This is a genomic window from Candidatus Flexifilum breve, assembly GCF_016713355.1.
Window position 1 is genome coordinate 147,467 of record NZ_JADJPI010000015.1, and the last position, 20,748, is coordinate 168,214.

A 20,748-nucleotide genomic window follows, 5' to 3' on the forward strand; every position below is an offset into this window, starting at 1 on the left:
GCGAAATCGCTTATAGGGTAAGGCTTTGTCGGAAATTCAATCGTTGGCGCGCGGACTGAAGATTCTCGATCTGCTGGCCGCTGCGGATGACACGGTCGGGATCACGGAAATCGCCGAATACCTGGGGATGGATAAGAGCAGCATCTCCCGGGTGATGCAAACCCTCGCCTATTACGGCTATGCGGAACAGGATGCCAGCACGCGCCGCTATCGCCTTGGCCCGCAGGTGGTCGTGCTCGGGCAAGCGCTGCTGAATCGCATGCCGCTGCGCGAACAAGCGCGCCCATTCTTGCAGCAGTTGGTTGACCGCACCGGGGAATGCGCCCATCTCGGCGTGCTGGCGCAGAATCAGGTGCTGTATCTGGATCAGGTCGAATCCTCGGCGACGTTACGCGTCAATACGCGCACGGGCACGCTCGCCCCGCTGCACTGCACGGCGCTTGGCAAGGCGCTGATCAGCTTCAGCCACCTTGACCTGCCTGAGCAGCTTAACCCGTTCACGACGCGCACCATCACCAATGCCGATGTGCTGCGGCTGCATCTGGAACAGACGCGCCAGCAGGGTTACGCCATCGACGACGAAGAATACAACTATGATGTGCGCTGCGTCGCCGCGCCCGTCTACAACTACGATAACAAAGTGGTCGGCGCGATCGGCATTTCCGGCCCCGCCGGGCGCATGAACCTTGAACGCATGCCGGAAACCGCCGCGCTGGTGTGCGAAGTCGCACGGGCGCTCTCCAACCGCCTGTCATTCCGCCGCGGCTAAAGATAAACATCACTTAGGGATAAAGTCTCATTCGCGCGTCCCCCTCACCCACGTAAGCGGGGAGAGGGGAATAGCTGTTTCCCCTCCCTGAATTCGGGGAGGGGCCGGGGGTGGGGTCAGCGCTGTGTCACCCTTAACTCACATAGATTGAATTCGTAGGGGTGTTGCTCCTCCGGTTTTTTTGTGGTATATATCGCAACAAAGTTGTTTATTACACAACGAGGCTTGAATAGATGGACCTTTTACGTGTTGGCATCATTGGGACAGGTCGCATTTCCGATCTGCACGCCATCGAGTACCGCGCCAATCCGCGCGCCCAAATTGTCGCCGTCGCTGATGTTGTCCGCGAGAATGCGGAAAGCCGCGGGCGGCAGTGGGGCGTAGCGGACGACCACATTTTCACCGACTATCACGATCTCCTCGCCCTGCCGGACGTCGACCTCGTCGAAATTCTGCTCCCGCATCATTTGCACTATCAGGCGGCGCTCGACGCGGCGGCGGCCAAGAAGCACATTTCGCTGCAAAAGCCGATGGCGCTCACGCTGGCCGAAGCCGACCAGATGATCGCCGCGGCCAAACAGGCGGGCGTGATCTTCAAGGTATTCGAAAACTTCATCTTCTATCCCCCCGTGCAGCGCGCCAAAGCGTTGATCGATGCTGGGGAAATCGGCGAACCGCTGACCATTCGCATCAAGAGCAATTCCGGCACCAGCCCCAACATGTGGAACATCCCACGCGCCGCCGAAGAATGGCGCTTCAAGTCGGAGACGTGCGGCGGTGGGCCGCTGGTCTTTGACGATGGGCATCACAAGTTCGCGCTGGCGTGGCATTTCATGGGCTTAGCCGAAGAAGTCCATGCGTGGATCGGCGCGACTGAGCGCGAACCGGGTTACATCCTCGATTCGCCCGCGCTCGTCTCGTGGAAATTCCCGAACAACCGCTACGGCTCGCTCGAAGTGGTGTACTCGCCGGAAATGGTGCTGGACACCGCGCACTATGCGCAGGATGACCGCATCGAAATCACCGGGACGCGCGGCGTGATCTGGGTGACGCGCGGGCATGGCAAAATGATGGATGTGCCGCCCGTCATCATGTACCGTGACCGCCAGACCTTCACCTACTCCGACATGCCCGTCGGTTGGGAGCACAGCTTCATCAATTCCACCCGCCACTTCATCAACGCTTACCATACCGGCGCGCCGCCCGTCCTCACGGGCGAACAGGGGCGCGATGTGCTGCGCTTCACGCTCGCCGCGCAGGCGTCCGCGCGCCTCGGCCAGAGCGTCAAACTGGAGGCGTTCACATGAAACTCACCGGGTCTGAAATCATCGTCGATATGCTGGCACAGGAAAACGTGCCGTATGTGATCGGCATCAGCGGGCACGGCAATCTGGCGCTGGTCGATGCCTTCCGCCGCTCCCGTGACCGCCTGCGCCTGATCATGCCGCGCCACGAGCAAGCCGCCGTCCACATGGCCGATGGCTACTTCCGCGCGAAAGGGTCACCGCTGGCCGTGTTCACGTCAATTGGCCCCGGCGCGACCAACACCGTGATCGGCTTGGCGACCGCCTACGTCGATTCCGTGCCGCTACTGCAATTGGTCGGCGAAACGCACGTCCACATGCGCGGGACGGGCGTCTTGCAGGAGATCGAACGCCAGCGCTGGTCGGATCTGCCCGCCATGTTCGATCCCGTGGTCAAGCGCATGTGGCGCATTGACGACGCGGCGCAGATTCCGCGCGCCATGGGGCAGGCTTTCAACACCATGTTGACGGGCCGCCCCGGCCCGGTCGTGCTCACCCTGCCGATGGACGTGCAGGCGCAGACCGTCGATGTCGATCCAGCCGTCGCCGACTCCCCGCGCCGCCGCCCGCACAACCGCATCAACGGGGACGCCGCCGCGATTGACGCCGCCGCCGATCTGCTGATCGGGGCGCAGCGCCCGGTGATCGTCGTGGGCGGCGGGGTGATCCTCTCCGGCGCGGAAGCCGAAGTGCTGCGGCTGGCCGAACATCTCGGCGCGGCGGTCGTCACCAGCATGCAGGGCAAGAGCGCTTTCCCCGAAGATCACCCGCTGTATGCGTGGCACATGGGTACGAATGCCACCACCTGCGGCAACGCCATGACTGCCAACGCCGATGTGCTGCTGGCGGTCGGCATGCGCTTCGCCGACAAAGCCACCTGCTCGTATAAACCCGGCGAATCGTTCAGCATTCCGCCGAGCAAGCTGATACACGTCGACATCGATCCCTACGAGATTGGCAAGAATTATCCGGTCGAAGTCGGCATCGTCGGCGACGCGCAGGCCGTGCTCGCCGCGCTGGTCGAACGCGTGCGCACCCGCACCCCAGCGCGCAGTTGGCAGCAGTCCGCCTATACCAACGAGATTCGCGAACGGGTCGCCGCATGGCTGGCCAGTCTGCGCCCGCTCAGCGAATCGCAGCAAAGCCCGGTGACGATGGGGCGCGCCATTGCCGAAGTGCGCAAGGTGCTGCCCGCCAATGCGCTCGTGCTGTCCTCATCGGGCAATGTACAGGCACAGTTGTATCAGGAAATGGCCTTCACCCAGCCGCGCACCTATATCTCGACGGGCGGCTTCAGCACGATGGGCTGGGCCTACCCCGCCGCCATGGGCGCGAAACTCGCCGCACCGGATCGTCCGGTCGTGGCGATGGTCGGCGATGGCGACTTCCTCATGACCTTTCAGGAGATCGCGACCGCCGTGCAGTACGGCATCCCGGCGGTGGCGGTCGTGGTCAACAATCAGGGCTGGCAGGCGATCCGCGACTTGCAGGAGATCGCGTACGGTGACGGCGCGAGCTACGGTTCGATGTTCGAACAGGAGCAGGAAGCGATCACGCCGCACTTGGCGGATGCCGCCCGCGCCTTCGGCGCCCATGCCGCCCGCGTCACCCACCCCGACGAAATCGGCCCGGCGCTGCGCGCGGCACTCGCTTCCGGCGCGCCCGCCGTCGTCGAAATCATGGTCGATACCCAGCGCGGCACGTCCGGTGGGCAAGCGCCCGGCTGGTGGGATGTCCCCGTGCCGGGGTATTATCCCGAACGACGCGCGCAGTATGAACGCGAAAAATCGGAGGAGCGGCTGTAATGCGCTACCAGAATTATATTCAGGGTCAATGGCGCGACGCGCTGAGCGGCCACACGTGGGATGTGATCAACCCGGCGACTGAGGAACTCATCGCCCGCGTGCCCTTCGGCAGTGCGCCGGATGCACAGCTCGCGGTCGAAGCGGCGGCGAACGCGCAGCCCCTATGGGCAGCCATGACCGCTTACGAACGCGGGGCGATCCTCCGCCGGGCGGCTGACCTGATCCGCGAACGCCTTGACGTGCTCGCGCCGATCATGACGCGCGAATGCGGCAAACCGCTGGCGGAAGCACGCGGCGAATGGACGGCCTGCGCCGACCTGTTCGACTGGTTCTCGGAAGAGGGCAAACGCGCCTATGGGCGCACCATCCCGGCGCGGCGCGCCCCTAAACGCCTGATGTCGATGCCTGTGCCCGTCGGCGTGGTCGCGACCATCACCGCGTGGAACTTCCCGGCGTATCTGGCCGTGCGCAAATGGTCGGCGGCGCTGGCGGCGGGCTGTACGGTCGTCGCCCGCCCGAGCGAACTCACGCCGATGTGCGCCATGGCCGCCGTCAATCTTCTCGAAGAGGCGGGACTTCCCCCCGGCGTGCTCAATCTCGTCAACGGCGAACCGGAAGCGATTGCCAACGTCTTCCTGACCGATCCGCGCGTGGACAAGATCAGCTTCACCGGGTCGCAGCGCGTCGGGCGCATCCTCATGCGCGGCGCGGCGGACGGCCTCAAGCGGCTGGCGCTCGAACTGGGCGGCAGCGCGCCCGTACTCATCTTCGACGATGCGGATGTCGCGTCAGCGGCGAAGCAGGCGGTGCAGGCCAAGTTCCGCAACAACGGGCAAGTGTGCATTTCGCCGACGCGTTTCTACGCGCAGCAAGCCGTCTTCGAGGACTTCGTCGATGCTGTGCAGCAGGAGATCAAAGGCTTGGTCGTCGGCGATGGGCTGCAAGCCAATGTGACGACTGGCCCGCTGATCACGACGGCGGCGCGCGGCCGCGTCGAAGGGCTGGTCGCGGATGCAGTGGCGCGCGGCGGCATGATCGTCACTGGCGGGACCCGCCCGGAAACGCTCGACCACGGCTACTTTTATCAGCCCACGCTGATCACTAACGTCGCGCCAGAGATGCGCGTGTGCCACGAGGAAATCTTCGGCCCCGTGATGCCCGTATCGCCGTTCAACACGGTTGAGGAAGCGCTGAAGCTGGCCAATGCCACGCCTTACGGCCTCGCCGCCTATGCCATCACGCGTGATCTCGCAACGGCCGTCCAATGCTACGAAGGCTTGAAGTTCGGCATCGTCGGCGTGAATGATCTCGTGCCCGCCACCGCCGAAGGCCCCTTCGGCGGCATGAAGCAGAGCGGTTGGGGGCGCGAAGGCGCGGAAGAAGGCTTGCACGAATACATGGAAGCGCGCTTTGTCTCCATGGCGCTGTAGGGAGCACCGATGACGGATCACGGCTTGGCCAACCGCTTAACTGAATACGGCGACCGCGAATTCGCGCTGTTTTTGCGGCGCTCATTCGCGCAGTCGATGGGCTTCAGCGCCGACGCGTTGGGCAAGCCGATCATCGGCATCGTCAACACCTACAGCGAACTGAACAACTGTCACCGGGGCTTCCGCGAACTGGCCGAAGCGGTCAAGCGGGGCGTGTGGCAGGCGGGCGGCCTGCCGCTCGAATTCCCGGTGATTTCGCTTGGCGAAGTGTTTCTGTCGCCGAGCGCTATGATGATGCGCAATCTCATGTCGATGGACGTCGAGGTCATGCTCAAAGCGCAGCCACTCGACGCCGTCGTGCTGCTCGGCGGCTGCGACAAGACGCTGCCCGCCCTGCTGATGGGCGCGTGCAGCGCCAACATCCCGGCGATCACCGTCGCGGCCGGACCCATGCTCACGGGGAGCTATCACGGCGAACGCTTGGGCGCGTGTACCGACTGCCGCCGCTACTGGGGGCGCTACCGCCGCGGCGAAGTCGACCGGGAGCAGATCGACGAGGCCGAAAGTCAGCTTGCGCCCACGGCGGGCACCTGCGGCGTGATGGGCACGGCCAGCACCATGGCCTGTGTGCTCGAAGCGCTCGGCATGATGCTGCCCGGCGGCGCGGCGGTGCCCGCCGTCCACGCCGAACGTCTGCGCCACGGCGAAGCCAGCGGCAAGCTGGCGCTGCAACTGGCGGCGACCAAACTCACTCCGGCGAAAATCCTCACGCCCGCCTCGTTCGAGAATGCGCTGCGCGTGCTGCTGGCCATCGGCGGTTCGACCAATGCCATCATCCATCTGACGGCGATTGCGGGGCGCCTCGGCATCCGGCTTGATCTGCAAACGCTCGACGATCTCAGCGAGAGCACGCCCGTGCTGGTCGACCTCAAGCCGACGGGCGACTACTACATGGAAGACTTTTACCGGGCGGGCGGACTGCCCGTCGTGCTGCAGGAAATCAAGCACCTGCTGCACCTCGACGCGCTGACGGTCACCGGGCAAACGCTCGGGGAGCAGTTGGCCGCTGTACCGTACACCTACCCGGCGTGGCAGTCGGTGATCCACCCGGCGGCCAAACCGCTGCTGGATCAACGGCGCGCTCGTCGTGCTGCGCGGCAACCTCGCGCCGGATGGGGCGATCCTCAAACGCTCGGCGGCAACTCCGTCACTCTTCAACACGACCGGACGCGCGGTGGTCTTTTCGTCGCTGGCGGATATGAGCCAGCGCATTGACGATCCCGATCTCGACGTGCGCCCGGACGATTTTCTCGTGCTGCAAAACGCGGGACCCGTTGGCGGGCCGGGTATGCCGGAAGCGGGTTACATCCCCATTCCGCGTAAGCTGACCGGGGTCAAAGACATGGTGCGTATCTCCGACGCGCGTATGAGCGGGACGGCCTTCGGCACCGTCGTGCTGCACGTCTCGCCCGAAGCGGCGGTCGGTGGACCGTTGGGCTTGGTGCGCAGCGGCGACCGCATTGAACTCAGCGTCGATCAGCGCCGCCTGTCGCTGCTGGTCGATGAGCGCGAACTGGAGCGCCGCCGCGCCGAACAACCGTCTGTGACGCCGTCCAGCGGTCGCGGCTACGAATGGCTGTACCGGTCGCACATTCAGCAGGCGCATCTCGGCGCGGACTTCGACTTTTTGCGCCACGAAGCCTTGCAGCCGGGCGACAACCGTTCGTAGAGCAGCGTCCTTTCCCGGGTGATTTCCACGCACAGCCCCCTGCCCGAGACTGGCAGGTTGACCGAGCAGACAGTAAACTTGTCCACTATGAGTCAACCGAGTTTTGAGGACGTAATGCGGCGATCAAACCACTGGGAAGCGCAGTTCGCAGGCAAACGAGTCTTAATCACCGGCGGTGCCGGTTTCATCGGCGCGACGCTCGGCATTCGCCTGACGGACTTAGGCGCGCATGTGGTCGCCGTCGACAGCCTGATCTCGGAATACGGCGGCAATCTGCACAATCTGGCGGGCTACGAAGATCGCATCACCTTGAACATTGCCGACGTCCGCGACCAATTTGGGCTGAACATTCTGGTGCGCGATCAGGATTATCTGTTTAATCTGGCCGGGCAAACCAGCCACCTCGATTCCATGATCGACCCCTTCACCGATCTCGAAATCAACTGCCGCAGCCAATTGAAAATTCTCGAAGCCTGCCGCCAGAACAACCCCGGCGTGCGGATCGTCTTCGCGAGCACGCGCCAGATCTACGGACGCCCGCGCTACCTCCCCGTCGACGAGCAGCACCCGCTCAACCCGGCGGATGTCAATGGCATCAATAAGCTGGCCGGGGAGATGTATCACCTGCTCTATGCGCAGGTCTACCACATGGCGACCTGCGTGCTCCGCCTGACCAACACCTACGGGCCGCGGATGCGGGTCAAAGACGCGCGGCAAACGTTTCTCGGCATCTGGATGCGCAAGCTGATCGAGCAGCAGCCGCTGCAAATTTATGGCGAAGGTCAACAGCTCCGCGATTTCAACTATGTCGATGACGTGGTCGAGGCGCTGCTGCTCGCCGCCGTGCATCCGAATCTCAGCGGGCAGGCGTACAACCTCGGCGGCGGTGAGGTGCTGTCGCTCGAAGCGCTGGCGCGGCTCGCCGTCGAGGTCAATGGCGGCGGCGCGGTCGAGAAGATCCCCTTCCCGCCGGAACGAAAAGTCATCGACATTGGCGACTACTACGCCAACTACACCGCCTTCAGCCAACTGACTGGCTGGCAGCCGCGCGTCAAGCTCGCAGCCGGGCTGCGGGCGACCCTGGATTATTATCGCGAACATGGCCAGCACTACTGGAACGACGACGCCCCGGCCGTTTCATGATCATTCCGCAGGCCGACCCCCAAGCGAACTATCGCGCGCAGCAAGCCGCCATCGACGCCGCCATCCGGCGCGTGCTCGACAGCGGGCAGTACATTCTCGGTACGGAAACCCGGGCGTTTGAAACCGAATTCGCCGCCTATATCGGCCAGCCTTACGGCGTGGGCGTCGCCAACGGCACCGACGCGCTCGCGCTGGCGCTGCGCGCGTGTGGCGTCGACGCTGCGAGCGAAGTGATCACCGTGGCACACACCGCGGTTGCCACCATCGCCGCCATCTGCCAGACGGGCGCGACGCCCGTGTGCATCGACATCGATCCGCACACTCTCACGCTCGATCCCGATCAGCTCGCCGCCGCGCTGACGCCGCGAACGCGCGCCATCGTGCCCGTGCATCTGTACGGTCAGCCCGCTGATTTGGGAGCGATCTGCGCCTTCGCCGAACGTCACGGCCTGTATGTGATTGAGGATTGCGCGCAGGCGCATGGCGCGGTCTACCAGAACCGCCGCGTCGGCGCGTGGGGGCATTTGGCGGCTTCAGCTTCTACCCGACGAAGAATCTCGGTGCGCTCGGGGATGGTGGCCTGATCGTCTGCAGCGATCCAACGCTGCATGCGCGACTGCTGGCCTTGCGCCAGTATGGTTGGGACGACCAACGCATCAGCCAGAGCGCTGGCGTGAATTCGCGGCTCGATGAGCTGCAGGCGGCGATACTGCGCGTCAAACTGCGCGCACTGGACGCCGATAATGCGCGGCGGCACGCCCGCGCTGCTCAGTACACCGCTCGACTGGCGTCTACCGGGCTCATCCTGCCCACCCCGCCCGCCAACGGCCTCCACGCCTATCACCTGTATGTCGTCCAGCACGCCAACCGCGATCACCTGCGGGCATTTCTGGCGGAGCGCGGCATCGGCACGGCGCTTCATTACCCGGTTCCGGCCCATTTACAGCCCGGCTATCGGGAGCAAGTCCGCGTGGTCGGCCCGCTGACGCACACGGAGCGCGCCGCGCAAACCGTACTGAGCCTGCCCCTGTACCCGGAACTCAGCCCCGACGCTGTGGAGCAGATCGCGGACGCACTTCACATGTGGTGCGCGACTCAGCCTAGCTAGATCACGTGCGCCGTAAATCCCACCATAAGCGCAGCAAACCGCGCAGCGTCGAGATGAGGTGCCGCGGGCGGAAGAACTGCGAGTGCCCATAGGGACGCGGATAATGCGTGACGCCCGCCTCGACAATCGTGCAGCCGCCGCGCTCCAGCTTTTTCACCAGTTCCACGCAGATTTCGCCGCTGTTCTGGTGCAGTTCAATCTGCTCAAACACCCGGCGGCGAATGACGCGAAAATCGCAGTCCACATCGCGCACATGGAGTTGAAACGCCCAGCGTACCGCCGCGTGATATGCCCGCCCGAGGGGACGGCGAAACCACGGATCGTCGCGGTTGAGCTTGAACCCCTGCACGGCATCGACGTCCGGCGTCAGCAGCGGATACAGCCGCAGCAGGTCGCGCACATCATACTGCGCGTCGCCATCCGTATAGAAGATAATGTCTTTGGACGCGGCAGCGAACCCGGAGCGCAGCGCCCCGCCGTAGCCGCGATTCTCCGGATGATGCACGACGCGCACGCAGGGGTAATCCTGCGCCAGTTGATCGGCGATCAGCGCCGTGTAATCCTGGCTGCCGTCGTTGATGATGATAATCTCATAGTCATCGGTTAACTGCCGCAAGACGATCAGGGCCGCAACCACCATGCTGGCAATCGTCCCGCCATCGTTATACGCGGGGAAAAACGCGCTAATACCCGGTTGAGCCGTGGTCTGCGGCATCACACCTCGACTTTCTGCGCTAAGGCCATCACGGAAACGCCAATGGGAAAGCTGCCGCCCAACCCGATCCACGCGGCTTCGAGACGCAGAATCGCCGCCAGCAGCGCGTTGAGCAACCGGGGGGTCGGGCGAACATCAGAGGGCGCGGCGGCCGTGCGGTTGCGCTGCCAGCGCCGCACCATGTACACCACGGGAAACAACAGACTATTCGCATACGTGCTGCGCAGCGGGGTCAGCCCGGCGCGGCGCAGCTTCGCCTCGACTTCAGCGCGGGTGTAGCGGCGCGCGCCGTGCACCACCAGATCATGCTGTCCGGCCAGCACCTTGAGCGCGGGCAGGCGCACGAGCACATAACCGTTCGGCGCGAGCACGCGGGCGAATTCGGCCAGCGCGCGCTCGTCATCGTCGACTTCCCGCGCGTACAGCACGTCGAAGGAGGTCACGAGCGCAAAACTGCCCACGCGGTACGGCAGCGCTTCGACCGTCGCCTGCACCAACCGACCGGCATGCTGCTCGGCGGCGTACGTCAGCGCGTGGGGCGACAGATCGCAGCCCACCGCTCGGCCATAGCGCGCCAGATGCGTGAGGTTACCCCCGGCCCCGCACCCGGCATCCAAAATCAGACTATCTGCCAAGTGCACACCCGCGCTGGCCAACAGCGCAGCGACAATGGATCGCATCCCACGGTACCACCAGTGAGTTGGTTCAAGCTGCTGCAGCTCAGTGTACGCCTGAGGCTCCATCAGCGCTCCTCGGGCGGCGGCTTGCTCGCCAGTGGGTCAAGCTGCTTGACGATCCGCTGGCTCAGCGCCGTCAGGATCTGCCCCGGTCGGAGCGTGAAGCGCAGCGCCGGGAACTTGATCCGCCCGTTGAACAGCCGATCCACCCGCAGCAGATAAAGCGTGAGCAGACCTGCGGTCGCCAGCGTGACACGGCTGCCGAGGAAGAACCGTTCCGGGAGATAGCGGAACATGACGGTAAAATACGCGTCGCTGCGCGGGAGCACTACGGCGATCTGCCCGCCCAGTGACTCAATCTGCGCGGGTTCGCCGTTGATGAAGGCGCGCCAGCCGGGATAGGCCGTTTCGCTCACAGTCACGACCACATCCTGATCCAGCCGCGCCTGCGCCAACACGCCGATGCGGTCATAATCGCGAATGAACGAGGTGATCGGCGTGGTTTCCTCGACCGGAAACATGCCGCTGTATTGGTCGAGCTGCGCCTGCGTCGTCCACCAGGCATAGCTGAAGGCGCCTTCGCGGCGGTAGAGACACGGCCGCCCCTCCGTATAGGGGTTGATGCTGCCTTCCAGCGGCTCATAGCCGTACTGCGCCATCCACGTTTCATCAAAGTGGGTGATGCCAATCGCAAACTCGGGCAGCAGTTCGGGCGGGGTGATGGCCGGGCGTTGAAAGTTGCCGTTGAAGATGGTCGACGGAAGGCCTTCCGCGTGGTAGAAGTCGGACGCGACCCACGCATGCCGAACTTCATTGCGCAGATAGGTGTAGATGTTGCTGTAGCCGAGCGTCCACACCGACAGGGGTCGATCCGGGTACGTCTCTCGCAGCCACGTGATACACGCGTCTTCCAAGGGGCTCTCCGTCTGGGTGAAGAATTCGCCCCACGTGACGTGCCACTGCCCCACCACATCGTAAGCCGCCGCGCCGCTGGTGAGCAGCAAGGCCGCCCCCAACCCGATGCGCGCTGCAATCCGCGCGCCGCGCCCCGCCGCCCAGCGCTGCGCCAACCAGATCGGCTGTTGGACGAGCGCGCGCCAAATGACATCCGCGCCGATGCCCATCAGCACGATGAACGCGAGCGAGGCGATTGCAAACACCCGCTCGACATGGCGAAACTGCTTGGCATACGGAATCGTCACATAGAACAACTCAATCAGCGGATTCCGCCCCGCTCCCCACAGCAGCGTGAAGATCAGCACCGCGAGGAAGCCCCACACGAAGCGCAGGTCACCGACCAACCGTTTGCGCTGGATCACCGCCACGGCGATGAGCGCGCCGAGCAGAGTCAGCGCAAACCACGGCGGACTCACGTAGTTGTAGTAACTGTAAGCGAAGCCCTGCGGGTGGATGCCAACGCTAAAGTGATCTTTGTAGTTGGAGAAAAACAGCCCCACCGTGCCGATCAGATCCGCGCGGTGATCCTCAAAGATGGTCGTTTCGCCGATATTGTCGCCCTTCGTCAGCAGCGGATACATCAGCGCCGCGCTCAGGAAGAACGTGGCGATCACACCGAGCGTCACGCCGCCGACGTGCTTCCAGCGGACGCGCACCTTCCGCTTAGCCGTCCCGCGCTCAAACATGGCGCACAGCGTGAGCAGACCGATGCTCAGAATGATCGCCGGCGGATACCACGGCACGCCTGACCAGAACACAAACACAAAACTCACCGCCAGCAGCCCCACCGCCCAGCGCCGATGCCCTTTGAAGATGGCGACCACGGCGGTGAAGATCCACGGAAAGAAGGCTTGGACAATGACGAGCGGAAAGTGTCCCTCCACCAGATAAGCGTGGAAATTCCCCTTGCCGATCACCAAACAGGCGACGAGCAGCCGCCCGAGCAGCCCCAACCCGAGGACGCGCGCGAGCGCCCATCCGCCGATGCCCGCGCAGATCGCCGCCAGCAGCAGCGACACTTTCGGCCCGTCGTACAGCCCAAACAGAATCGGCGGCACGCTCGCCAGTGGATTGAAGGCAAACGACACCGGGTTTTCGAGCAGGGGATCGCCGCGCTCCAAATACGGCTGCCACAGCGGGATATACCCCTTTTCCGGCAGAATCGTCGAGAAGGAATAGGCGGTGCGTGTCAGGTATTCGGATTCGATGCCGCCGAGACGAGTGGGCTGACCGAGATCCAGAAACGGGGAGGTGGCGTACACAGCCACGACGACGACGAGAATGAGTTCACTGATAATTTGAACGGCACTAAGTCGCGGGAGTAAGGGTGCTGAAGTTTCCGACTGCATTGGCAACAAATCTCTAGGTGGGCTGCATTGCTCTTCAGCCGACCACTAGGCGAACGAAGAGTACTTATGTATTGTAGTGTATAAGGCATGACAAGGCTGTTAAGATTTGTATAAATTGTTTAATGTTTCGGCGCCCGGTCTTCCATCCCCACCTTTGACGACTGACCGCCAGCCGCCAACCCCGTCTCAGCCCGAGAACCCATATCCCGAATGCGCCGAGAGCGGTATGCTTATAGCCTGTCAGGTGGGAGTCATGCTCATGCAGGGGTGGACGCTGCGGCCGCAGCCAAGGTCGCAGTGCCTGCCCGCGTCGCAGCAAAAGAGTTCAGTTTATCGAAAGTGGATGAAATTATGGCAAACCGTTTGCGGTATGGGCAGGTGACCGGGGTGGCGAAACCCATCTCCATTTTGGTGCAAGGCACAGTCTATTTCAACGAGTCCAATGCCGACGAGGCGTTCGCCCTGTTTGACGCCGTGTTCGCGCAGGGCTGCAACACGTTTGATACCGCGCACGTCTACGGAAATGGCGCGTGTGAACGGGTGTTAGGCCGCTGGATCGCCAGCCGGGGCATCCGCGATCAAGTCGTCATTCTGGATAAGGGCGCGCATCCGTACAACGGCCGTCAACGGGTCACGCCGGAGGCCATCACCGCCGACATCGCTGACTCGCTGGAGCGGTTAGGCGTCGATTTCATCGACCTGTATGTGCTTCACCGCGACGATGAATCCCAGCCCGTCGAGCCGATTGTCGACGTCCTCAACCAGCAGCACCGAGCGGGGCGCATCGGCGCATTTGGCGGCTCGAACTGGTCATATGAACGGGTGCAAGCGGCCAACCGCTACGCGGAGGCGCATGGACTCGTTCCGTTTGCCGTCAGCAGTCCTCAGTTCAGCCTACCGGAGATGGTCAAACCCGCCTGGGAAGGCTGCATCAGCTTAGGGGGAGCGGGCAATCAAGCTGCCCGACGCTGGTATGCCTCCGCGGGGATCGCGTTGTTCACGTGGTCGAGCCTCGCGGGCGGCTTTATGACGGGTAAATATCGGCGCGATAACCTCAACACGCCCGGTGATTACTTTGATGGCGTCACCATTCGCGCGTACGCCTACGAGGACAATTTTCGCCGCCTCGACCGCGCGCAGACGCTGGCAGCGGACAAGGGGATCAGCCTGCCGCAGTTGGGGCTCGCTTTCGTGCTGAGCCAGCCGCTGCCGATCTTTGCGCTGGTAGGCGCGCGTACCCCGGACGAATTCGCCGACAACCTGCCCGCGCTCGACATTCAGCTCACCCCGGCAGAAATGGCCTGGCTCAATCTGGAGACTGACACGCTCACCTAAACTAAACCCCGAACCGTGCTCACCGGCATCGCAGAAAACACAAACGCCGCTCGTGTGAGCGGCGTTCTGATCAGCGTGCCTAGCGGGCTGCTCCCGCTGGCCCGTGGCGGCTGAACCTTGCAGTTACGTCAGCAGGACTCGCGGACTATCAGTTCGCTGTAGACCACACTTTTGAACGGAATTGTCTCGTTTCCCTCAATGAGTCGATGGAGCTTTCGCATTGCGAGCACCCCGATTTCGTATTTGGGGATGTGCACCGTCGTCAGCGGTGGGCGGGCGTAGGCGCTCTCCAGCGTATTGTCGATGCTGCCAATCGCGATATCCCCGGGGATGCTCAACCCGGCTTCACGAATCGCTTCCATAGCGCCCAAGGCCGTCTTATCGCTGATGGCGATCACCGCCGTCGGATGCTCCGGCAGGGCGAGGATCTCCTGCATCTGGACGTACCCCTTGAGCGGATGTCCATGGACGGGTTCCGGCATCCATGCGGCGGGCGGCAGCACATTGGCCTCCGCCATCGCCGCCAAACACCCACGAAAGCGATCGACGAGGCTGCTGTACTTGCTCGGGCCTTTCAGAATCGCGATCTTGCGGTGCCCTTGATCCAGCATGTAGCGCGCGATTTTGTACCCCGCGATGAAATTATCGCCTAAAACCGCGGGCAGTGCTTGTCCCTCGATATACGTCTCGATCAGTACGACCGGCACATTGGGGATTTTGATTTGCATGACCATATCCGGGGGGATATCGCCATCATTCGCCACGACAAACCCCGATACATTCTGGGCAAAACCCGTCTGGAGCAGATCAAGGTCCTGCGTGGTGCGGTCAAACGTTGACAGCACCACATGGTAGCCGAGATAGTCCGCTTCGGCTTGAAAACCGCGAATCACATCGCCGTAAAAGACATCGCTGATAGCGGGAATGGACGACTGTTCGATGAGCAGCCCGACTGAGTCCGTCTTCGTACTGATCTCTTCTGGCTTGACCACATAAGCCAGTTTTTCCATCGCAGCGCGGACTTTTTTGATCGTCTCAGCGGGAATGCCCGGTTTATTGTGCGCAACCATCCACACGGTCGTAGCCGAGACCTCCGCCGCTTGAGCGACATCGCGCATGGTTGTTTTCGACTTGGCCAATCGTATCCTCCGGATACTGAATTTATTCACTAAACTACTTGAATATGTTTAGTGTATAGTTATTTGACATGTTTTGGGACGTGCTGTATATTTTTTGTTAGAAGGTACGCAAGAGAGACTAAATTATGCGTATTTGTTTATTAAACTTGCGGGGTTTTTCAAATAACCAATATTTTGTCTGTCAAACGGTTTTAAGCCGCCAGTTTGACATTTCTTTGGCCCTGCCGCCTCGCTTAATTTCGTGGTGGACACGCGCACAATGAATTATATCAAAATTGATCTTGAGCGACATCTAGGACAAATTCATCCGCATATCTTCGGCGGCTTTGCCGAACACCTCGGCCGCTGCCTCTACGGCGGCATCTATCAACCGGGGTCACCGCTGGCCGATGAGCGCGGCTTTCGGCGCGACGTCCTCGCGGCGCTGCACCGTCTGCAGATGACGATCATGCGCTATCCGGGGGGTAACTTCGTCTCCGGGTATCACTGGCGCGACGGCGTCGGCCCGGTCGCCGACCGCCCTGCGCGCCTAGAACTGGCGTGGCGTACGGTCGAACCAAATCACTTCGGCACCAACGAATTCATCCAGTTCTGCCGCCAGCTCAACGTTGACCCCTTCATCGTGGTCAACTGTGGCGATGGGGACATGCGGGAGGCGCGCGACTGGGTCGAATACTGCAACGGTACGCAGAACACCACCCTCGCCAATCTCCGCCGCCAGCATGGCTTCGCTGAACCCCATCAGGTGAAATACTGGGGCATTGGCAATGAAATCGACGGTAGTTGGCAGATCGGCTACAAGACGCCCGAAGAATATGCCCGCGCCTATCTCGAATTCGCCAAGGTGATGAAATGGGTCGATCCGTCGATCAAGCTCATCGCTTCCGCGGTGTCGAGCTGGCGCGCCGAATATGTCGAACGTATCCAGCTCCTGATCGAACAAGCACCGGACCTCATCGATTATCTGGCGCTGCACTGGTATGTGGGCAATCCGGAGAACGATTTCGCGCAGTATATGGCGGTCTCGGAACTGCTTGAGCAGCGCCTCAGCGCGATTGAAGGGCTCATTCAGGCGGTGCGGCTGCAGCGCGGCATCACGCGCCCGATTGCCATCGCCGTGGACGAGTGGAACGTCTGGTATCGGATGCAGGGTACCACGCGCGAAGAACTCCATGACCTGGAGGAGAAATACAATCTTGAGGATGCGTTGGTCGTGGCGATGCACTTCAATGCCTTCATTCGCCATGCGCGCTCGGTCAAAATGGCTAACATCGCGCAGATCGTCAATGTGCTCGCGCCCATCTTCACCAGTCCGGACGATCTGTTCCTGCAGAGCATCTTTCATCCCTTCGAGCTGTACAGCCGCAACTGCGGCCGCATCGCGCTCGATGCCTACTGGTCAGGCGACACGTTCTCCAGCGGGGACTACACCGCCCTGCGCACGCTCGATGTGGCGGCCACCCTCGACGACCGCGCCCGTAAACTCTCGGTGTTCGTCGTCAACCGCAGCGCGACTCAGGCGCAGGAAACCACCCTCAAACTGGATGGTGGCCAGTTCACGGGGACGGGCTGCGCATGGATCGTCAACGGCCCAGACCTCAAAGCCGAGAACTCATTTACAGATCCGAACCGGGTGGGCACAACCGAAGCCATCGTGACGACCCGGTCGACTTCCGCGAATTTCACCTTTGAGCCGCATTCGGTGACTGCGCTCAGTTTCGATTTGTAATCGGTCGAAAAAACGCCACCTGAGAGGAGGTTCAGCCCCAGCGAGACGTCCCACCGAACTAGTTGATTGCCCGGCAGCTTTCAATATTTGATTGGAAAAGGAGCTCCAGATGTCTAAGTCAAGATTCATGTTGTTGTTGCTTGTACTGTCGATTATGCTCGGTTCCATCTCAATGGCGAGCGCCCAGAGTGCCACTGACCTGTCCCTGTGGGTCTTTGTCGAACGCCACGGTCTGTTCATGCAGCATCAGGCGGAACGCTGGAACGAAATGAACCCGGATCGCCAGATCAACCTCACCTTTGAACAGATCGACTACACCCAGATGCACGACAATCTGCTGGCGGCGCTGCTGGTGGGCACGGGCGCCCCGGATCTCGCCGATGTGGAAATCAAGAAGTTCGCCACCTTCACCAAGGGCGTGCTGCACTTCATTCCGCTCAACGAGGCCATCGATCCCTATCGCGCCGACATCATTGAGTCGCGCCTTGCCCCGTATACCGCGAACGGAAACAACTACGGGATTGACTACCACCTCGGCTCGTTTGTGATGTACTACAACACGGCGATTCTGGAAGCGGCGGGCGTGGATGTCGACAGCATCCGCACGTGGGATGATTACATCGCCGCTGGTCAGCAGGTGACTCAGGACACCGATGGTGACGGCACGCCGGATGTCTACATGACCACCATCGAAACGACCGATATCTTCTCGACCTACCCGATCATGCTGATGATGGGCGGCGGAACCTACAACGCCGAGGGCGAGATCATTCTGGACAGCCCGGAGAATATCGAAGCGCTCCAATTCGTTCAGGATCTGGTTCATGAATATGGGATCGCCCGACCCACGTCCGGCGGCAATCACCACTCTCCCGATCACTTTGTGGACTTGGTCGAAGGGCGCGTCGCCTCCCTGTGGATGCCGCAGTGGTACATGACTCGTTTCCCCGACAACATGAGCAGCGAACTCGCGGCGGTCGAAGTTGTCCGCCCGATGCCGATCTTTGAAGAAGGCGGCTACACCACGACGATGGGCGGCGGCACGGGCACCGTCATCACCGACCAGATCGACCCGAGCAAGATTGCGCTGGCGCAGGAATTCCTCGCCTTCGCGAAGCTGTCCTATGAAGCCAACGTCGCCCTGTGGACGGATCTCGGCTTCGACCCGCTGCGCCTCGACGTCTACGAAGACCCGGCGCTGTTGATCGAAATGTCGGACTTCAGCGGTGAAATCCCCTTCACATACATTCAGGCTGGTTTGGGGAACGTGGCGCCGGAATACACCGGGCCGTTCTATCCCGAAATCGCCACCATCTTCCAGACGACCGCGATGTACGATCTGATCGAGAATCAGAAATCGCCGGAAGAGGTGATCGCGGCGGCTTTGGCTGAGCTTGAGGCGATGGGCGCCGACATCGGCGGCGGCTGATCGTTCGCTCTGCACAATCGAAAGCAGGTACCCGGCAGCGGGTACCTGCTTTTGCATTTGTCGGCTGAAAACTGGTCGCTAGTATGAAGGTAAAACTCAAGTGGTCCGCTCAATCGTCAACATACTCAATCATAAAAAAGTCGTCCCGTTTGTTTTCCTCATTCCCTTTTTGACCATATTTGTTGTCTTTAAGGTTTACCCGGTCATTCTGGCGATCATCATGAGCTTCCAGAATTTTCAGGGGGTGACAAGTCAGGAATGGGTGGGACTAACCAACTACGAGAATGTTTTTGAACTGGTACGGTTTAATCAAGCGCTCGCCAACACCACCATCTATACCATTGGAACACTCCTCATTCTGATCCCCGTGCCGCTTGTGCTGGCGGTACTGCTCGACACCGGGCGCGTGGTCCAAAGCACGGTGTTCCGCACGCTGATTTTCTTGCCCGCGTTGACCTCGCTCGTGGTCGCAGGCACCGTTTTCCGCCTGATTCTGGCCGAGGGAGGGTTCGTCAATCTCTTCTTGTCCTCTGTTTTCGGAGCGAGGCCCCTGCGCTGGCTCGAAGTCTCGGAACTCGCGCTCCCTTCACTCATTTTGGTGGCGACGTGGCGCTGGACCGGGATCAACATCCTGTACTTCAACTCGGGTCTGGTGAATATTCCGCGCGAACTCTACGAAGCCGCCATTATTGACGGCGCCAACGCCTTCCAGATGTTCTGGCGCATCACGCTGCCGCTGCTGCGCCCGACCACCCTGTTCGTCATTGTGCTGAGCATCATTGGCGGCTATCAGGTGTTCGTCGAGCCGTTTATCCTGTATACCGGCGGCGGTGGCCCGGGCGACGGTGGTCTCACGATGGCGCTGCTGATTTATCGCACGGCCTTCACCTCGTTCAATTTTGGGACGGCCGCCGCGATGGGCGTGATCCTCGCCGCCATCATCTTTGTTTTCTCGCTCATTCAGTTCCGTTTCTTCGGTGTGTTTAGTCGGGAGGACTAGAGTCGATGGCTGTACAGACTTCCGACCAGATGCGCGTCAGCATCAAACCCCGGCCCAACTACCGGGTGCGTGTCAACAAGATCCTGTTGACGCTGTTCTTCATCCTGTTGACCATCGGGTTTATTTTCCCGTTGTACTGGATGGTGGTCAGTTCGCTGCGACCGGATGGCCGCATCTTTGTCGATGCATTCGACCTGCTCCCCAGCGCCCTGTCGCTGGACAGCTACCGAACCCTGTTTGAGGAAGAGCCTTTCGGTCGCTGGATGCTGAATTCCGTGCTGCAAACCGGGGGTTTCGCGATCACCGCTTTGTTCCTGTGCACGACCGGGGGCTATGCGCTGGCCAAGTTCAAGTTCCGGGGGCGGAACTTGTTGTTCATGCTGATTCTGGTCTCGCAGATGATCCCCTTCCACCTGTTGATCGTCTCGCTGTTCCTGATGATCATTCAGTTAGGGCTGGTGGAGAATTACTTCGGCGCGATCATCCCGATTGCCGCCTCGCCCATCGGCATCTTCTTCGTCCGCCAATACATGCTGTCCATCGACGACGAGATGTTGAACGCGGCGCGTGTTGACGGCGCGAACGAGTATCAGATCTTCTGGTCGGTGGTGCTGCCCAATGCGCGCCCGGCGATTGCCACCTTGTTCATTCTGTTCTCGCTGGACTACTGGAATAACCTGCTCTGGCCGCTGATTGTCTTCCGCCAGGCGGAGAACATGCCGCTGGCGGTGGGCATCACCCGTCTGATCAACCAGTACCGCCAGTCCTACGATCTCGTCATGGCGGGTTCGACGCTGGCTACCATCCCGATCATCATCCTGTTCCTGTTCCTGCGCCGGCAGGTCATGGAAGGCTTGGCCGCCACCGGCACCGGGATGAAATAAGGTCAGCGGGCCAAACTGCGTTCGATCTTACTGGGTACATCAAAACACAACCGCCTCTCATGCGAGAGGCGGTTGTTTGTAGGTTTCGAGAGGGGTAGGGGGTGAGGGCTCTCAGGGGTAGGTTTTTAATTGTAGGGACGAGGCATGCCTCGTCCCCTAGGTCCAGAAGAAAACCGTATTCGATGGGGAAGCATAAAAAACCTATCCCTGTTAGGGGGTGAGGGGGAGACGCGAGTGAGGCTTATT

Annotated in this window: 16 protein-coding genes and 1 pseudogene; 13 read left to right on the forward strand and 4 right to left on the reverse strand. The window is 61.5% G+C overall.

Annotated elements, in window-relative coordinates:
* Positions 1–25: 25 nt before the first annotated feature.
* The 8 genes and pseudogenes from IPK17_RS14995 (at position 26) to IPK17_RS15030 (ending at position 9,288) form a co-directional block, all read left to right on the forward strand.
* Entirely contained in the window at positions 26–769 is a 744-nt protein-coding gene (locus IPK17_RS14995; protein WP_343418503.1) for an IclR family transcriptional regulator, read from the forward strand.
* Positions 770–1,002: 233 nt separating this feature from the next.
* On the forward strand, positions 1,003–2,076 hold the full coding sequence (locus IPK17_RS15000) for a Gfo/Idh/MocA family protein (RefSeq protein ID WP_343418504.1): 1,074 nt from the start codon (positions 1,003–1,005) through the stop codon (positions 2,074–2,076).
* The gene (locus IPK17_RS15005; RefSeq protein WP_343418505.1) at positions 2,073–3,878 is read left to right on the forward strand and encodes a thiamine pyrophosphate-binding protein; all 1,806 of its coding nucleotides are present in this window, start codon (positions 2,073–2,075) and stop codon (positions 3,876–3,878) included. Before IPK17_RS15000 ends, IPK17_RS15005 begins: the two co-directional genes overlap by 4 nt.
* Positions 3,878–5,308 (forward strand): NAD-dependent succinate-semialdehyde dehydrogenase, encoded by a 1,431-nt coding sequence (locus tag IPK17_RS15010; protein ID WP_343418506.1) that lies wholly within the window; start codon positions 3,878–3,880, stop codon positions 5,306–5,308. The genes IPK17_RS15005 and IPK17_RS15010 overlap by 1 nt, the downstream gene beginning before the upstream one ends.
* A gap of 9 nt (positions 5,309–5,317) precedes the next feature.
* Positions 5,318–7,037, forward strand: a pseudogene (locus IPK17_RS15015) (dihydroxy-acid dehydratase).
* 114 nt (positions 7,038–7,151) lie between these two features.
* Positions 7,152–8,180 (forward strand): NAD-dependent epimerase/dehydratase family protein, encoded by a 1,029-nt coding sequence (locus IPK17_RS15020; protein WP_343418507.1) that lies wholly within the window; start codon positions 7,152–7,154, stop codon positions 8,178–8,180.
* Positions 8,177–8,764 (forward strand): DegT/DnrJ/EryC1/StrS family aminotransferase, encoded by a 588-nt coding sequence (locus IPK17_RS15025; RefSeq protein WP_343418508.1) that lies wholly within the window; start codon positions 8,177–8,179, stop codon positions 8,762–8,764. Before IPK17_RS15020 ends, IPK17_RS15025 begins: the two co-directional genes overlap by 4 nt.
* Positions 8,695–9,288 (forward strand): DegT/DnrJ/EryC1/StrS family aminotransferase, encoded by a 594-nt coding sequence (locus tag IPK17_RS15030; protein ID WP_343418509.1) that lies wholly within the window; start codon positions 8,695–8,697, stop codon positions 9,286–9,288. The genes IPK17_RS15025 and IPK17_RS15030 overlap by 70 nt, the downstream gene beginning before the upstream one ends.
* 1 nt (position 9,289) lies before the next feature.
* On the opposite strand, the gene IPK17_RS15035 is transcribed toward IPK17_RS15030, so the two are convergent.
* The 3 genes from IPK17_RS15035 to IPK17_RS15045 are packed head-to-tail and all read right to left on the reverse strand — an operon-like array spanning position 9,290 to position 12,986.
* The gene (locus tag IPK17_RS15035) at positions 9,290–10,003 is read right to left on the reverse strand and encodes a glycosyltransferase family 2 protein (RefSeq protein ID WP_343418510.1); all 714 of its coding nucleotides are present in this window, start codon (positions 10,001–10,003) and stop codon (positions 9,290–9,292) included.
* Entirely contained in the window at positions 10,003–10,746 is a 744-nt protein-coding gene (locus IPK17_RS15040; protein WP_343418511.1) for a class I SAM-dependent methyltransferase, read from the reverse strand. Before IPK17_RS15040 ends, IPK17_RS15035 begins: the two co-directional genes overlap by 1 nt.
* Positions 10,746–12,986: a putative glycosyltransferase family protein gene (locus tag IPK17_RS15045; protein ID WP_343418512.1), complete on the reverse strand. Its 2,241-nt coding sequence runs from the start codon at positions 12,984–12,986 to the stop codon at positions 10,746–10,748. Before IPK17_RS15045 ends, IPK17_RS15040 begins: the two co-directional genes overlap by 1 nt.
* Positions 12,987–13,337: 351 nt before the next feature.
* On the opposite strand from IPK17_RS15045, the gene IPK17_RS15050 reads away from it, so the two are divergent.
* Positions 13,338–14,321, forward strand: a complete 984-nt coding sequence (locus tag IPK17_RS15050; protein WP_343418513.1) for an aldo/keto reductase — start codon at positions 13,338–13,340, stop codon at positions 14,319–14,321.
* Positions 14,322–14,449: 128 nt separating this feature from the next.
* Here the strand turns inward: IPK17_RS15050 and IPK17_RS15055 are convergent, their stop codons facing one another.
* The gene (locus tag IPK17_RS15055) at positions 14,450–15,460 is read right to left on the reverse strand and encodes a LacI family DNA-binding transcriptional regulator (protein ID WP_343418514.1); all 1,011 of its coding nucleotides are present in this window, start codon (positions 15,458–15,460) and stop codon (positions 14,450–14,452) included.
* A 259-nt stretch (positions 15,461–15,719) separates the two neighbouring features.
* Between IPK17_RS15055 and IPK17_RS15060 the strand changes: the two genes are divergently transcribed.
* From IPK17_RS15060 to IPK17_RS15075, 4 genes are all read left to right on the forward strand, one after another.
* Entirely contained in the window at positions 15,720–17,189 is a 1,470-nt protein-coding gene (locus IPK17_RS15060) for an alpha-N-arabinofuranosidase (protein ID WP_343418515.1), read from the forward strand.
* 109 nt (positions 17,190–17,298) lie between these two features.
* Positions 17,299–18,618, forward strand: a complete 1,320-nt coding sequence (locus IPK17_RS15065; RefSeq protein WP_343418516.1) for an ABC transporter substrate-binding protein — start codon at positions 17,299–17,301, stop codon at positions 18,616–18,618.
* Between the two features lie 220 nt (positions 18,619–18,838).
* The gene (locus IPK17_RS15070; RefSeq protein ID WP_343418517.1) at positions 18,839–19,618 is read left to right on the forward strand and encodes a carbohydrate ABC transporter permease; all 780 of its coding nucleotides are present in this window, start codon (positions 18,839–18,841) and stop codon (positions 19,616–19,618) included.
* Between the two features lie 5 nt (positions 19,619–19,623).
* A complete protein-coding gene (locus IPK17_RS15075; RefSeq protein WP_343418518.1) occupies positions 19,624–20,502 on the forward strand; it encodes a carbohydrate ABC transporter permease in 879 nt (292 codons plus the stop codon).
* The last annotated feature ends 246 nt before the right edge of the window (positions 20,503–20,748 follow it).

Excerpts from the sequence above, each read along its gene's own strand:
- IPK17_RS15060 (WP_343418515.1), top strand. The coding sequence starts at position 15,720 with ATGAATTATATCAAAATTGATCTTGAGCGACATCTAGGACAAATTCAT.
- IPK17_RS15035 (WP_343418510.1), bottom strand. The coding sequence starts at position 10,003 with ATGCCGCAGACCACGGCTCAACCGGGTATTAGCGCGTTTTTCCCCGCG.
- IPK17_RS15020 (WP_343418507.1), top strand. The coding sequence starts at position 7,152 with ATGCGGCGATCAAACCACTGGGAAGCGCAGTTCGCAGGCAAACGAGTC.
- IPK17_RS15010 (WP_343418506.1), top strand. The coding sequence starts at position 3,878 with ATGCGCTACCAGAATTATATTCAGGGTCAATGGCGCGACGCGCTGAGC.
- IPK17_RS15065 (WP_343418516.1), top strand. The coding sequence starts at position 17,299 with ATGTCTAAGTCAAGATTCATGTTGTTGTTGCTTGTACTGTCGATTATG.
- IPK17_RS15005 (WP_343418505.1), top strand. The coding sequence starts at position 2,073 with ATGAAACTCACCGGGTCTGAAATCATCGTCGATATGCTGGCACAGGAA.
- IPK17_RS15050 (WP_343418513.1), top strand. The coding sequence starts at position 13,338 with ATGGCAAACCGTTTGCGGTATGGGCAGGTGACCGGGGTGGCGAAACCC.
- IPK17_RS15000 (WP_343418504.1), top strand. The coding sequence starts at position 1,003 with ATGGACCTTTTACGTGTTGGCATCATTGGGACAGGTCGCATTTCCGAT.
- IPK17_RS15025 (WP_343418508.1), top strand. The coding sequence starts at position 8,177 with ATGATCATTCCGCAGGCCGACCCCCAAGCGAACTATCGCGCGCAGCAA.
- IPK17_RS15040 (WP_343418511.1), bottom strand. The coding sequence starts at position 10,746 with ATGGAGCCTCAGGCGTACACTGAGCTGCAGCAGCTTGAACCAACTCAC.
- IPK17_RS15045 (WP_343418512.1), bottom strand. The coding sequence starts at position 12,986 with ATGCAGTCGGAAACTTCAGCACCCTTACTCCCGCGACTTAGTGCCGTT.
- IPK17_RS15075 (WP_343418518.1), top strand. The coding sequence starts at position 19,624 with ATGGCTGTACAGACTTCCGACCAGATGCGCGTCAGCATCAAACCCCGG.
- IPK17_RS15070 (WP_343418517.1), top strand. The coding sequence starts at position 18,839 with ATGAGCTTCCAGAATTTTCAGGGGGTGACAAGTCAGGAATGGGTGGGA.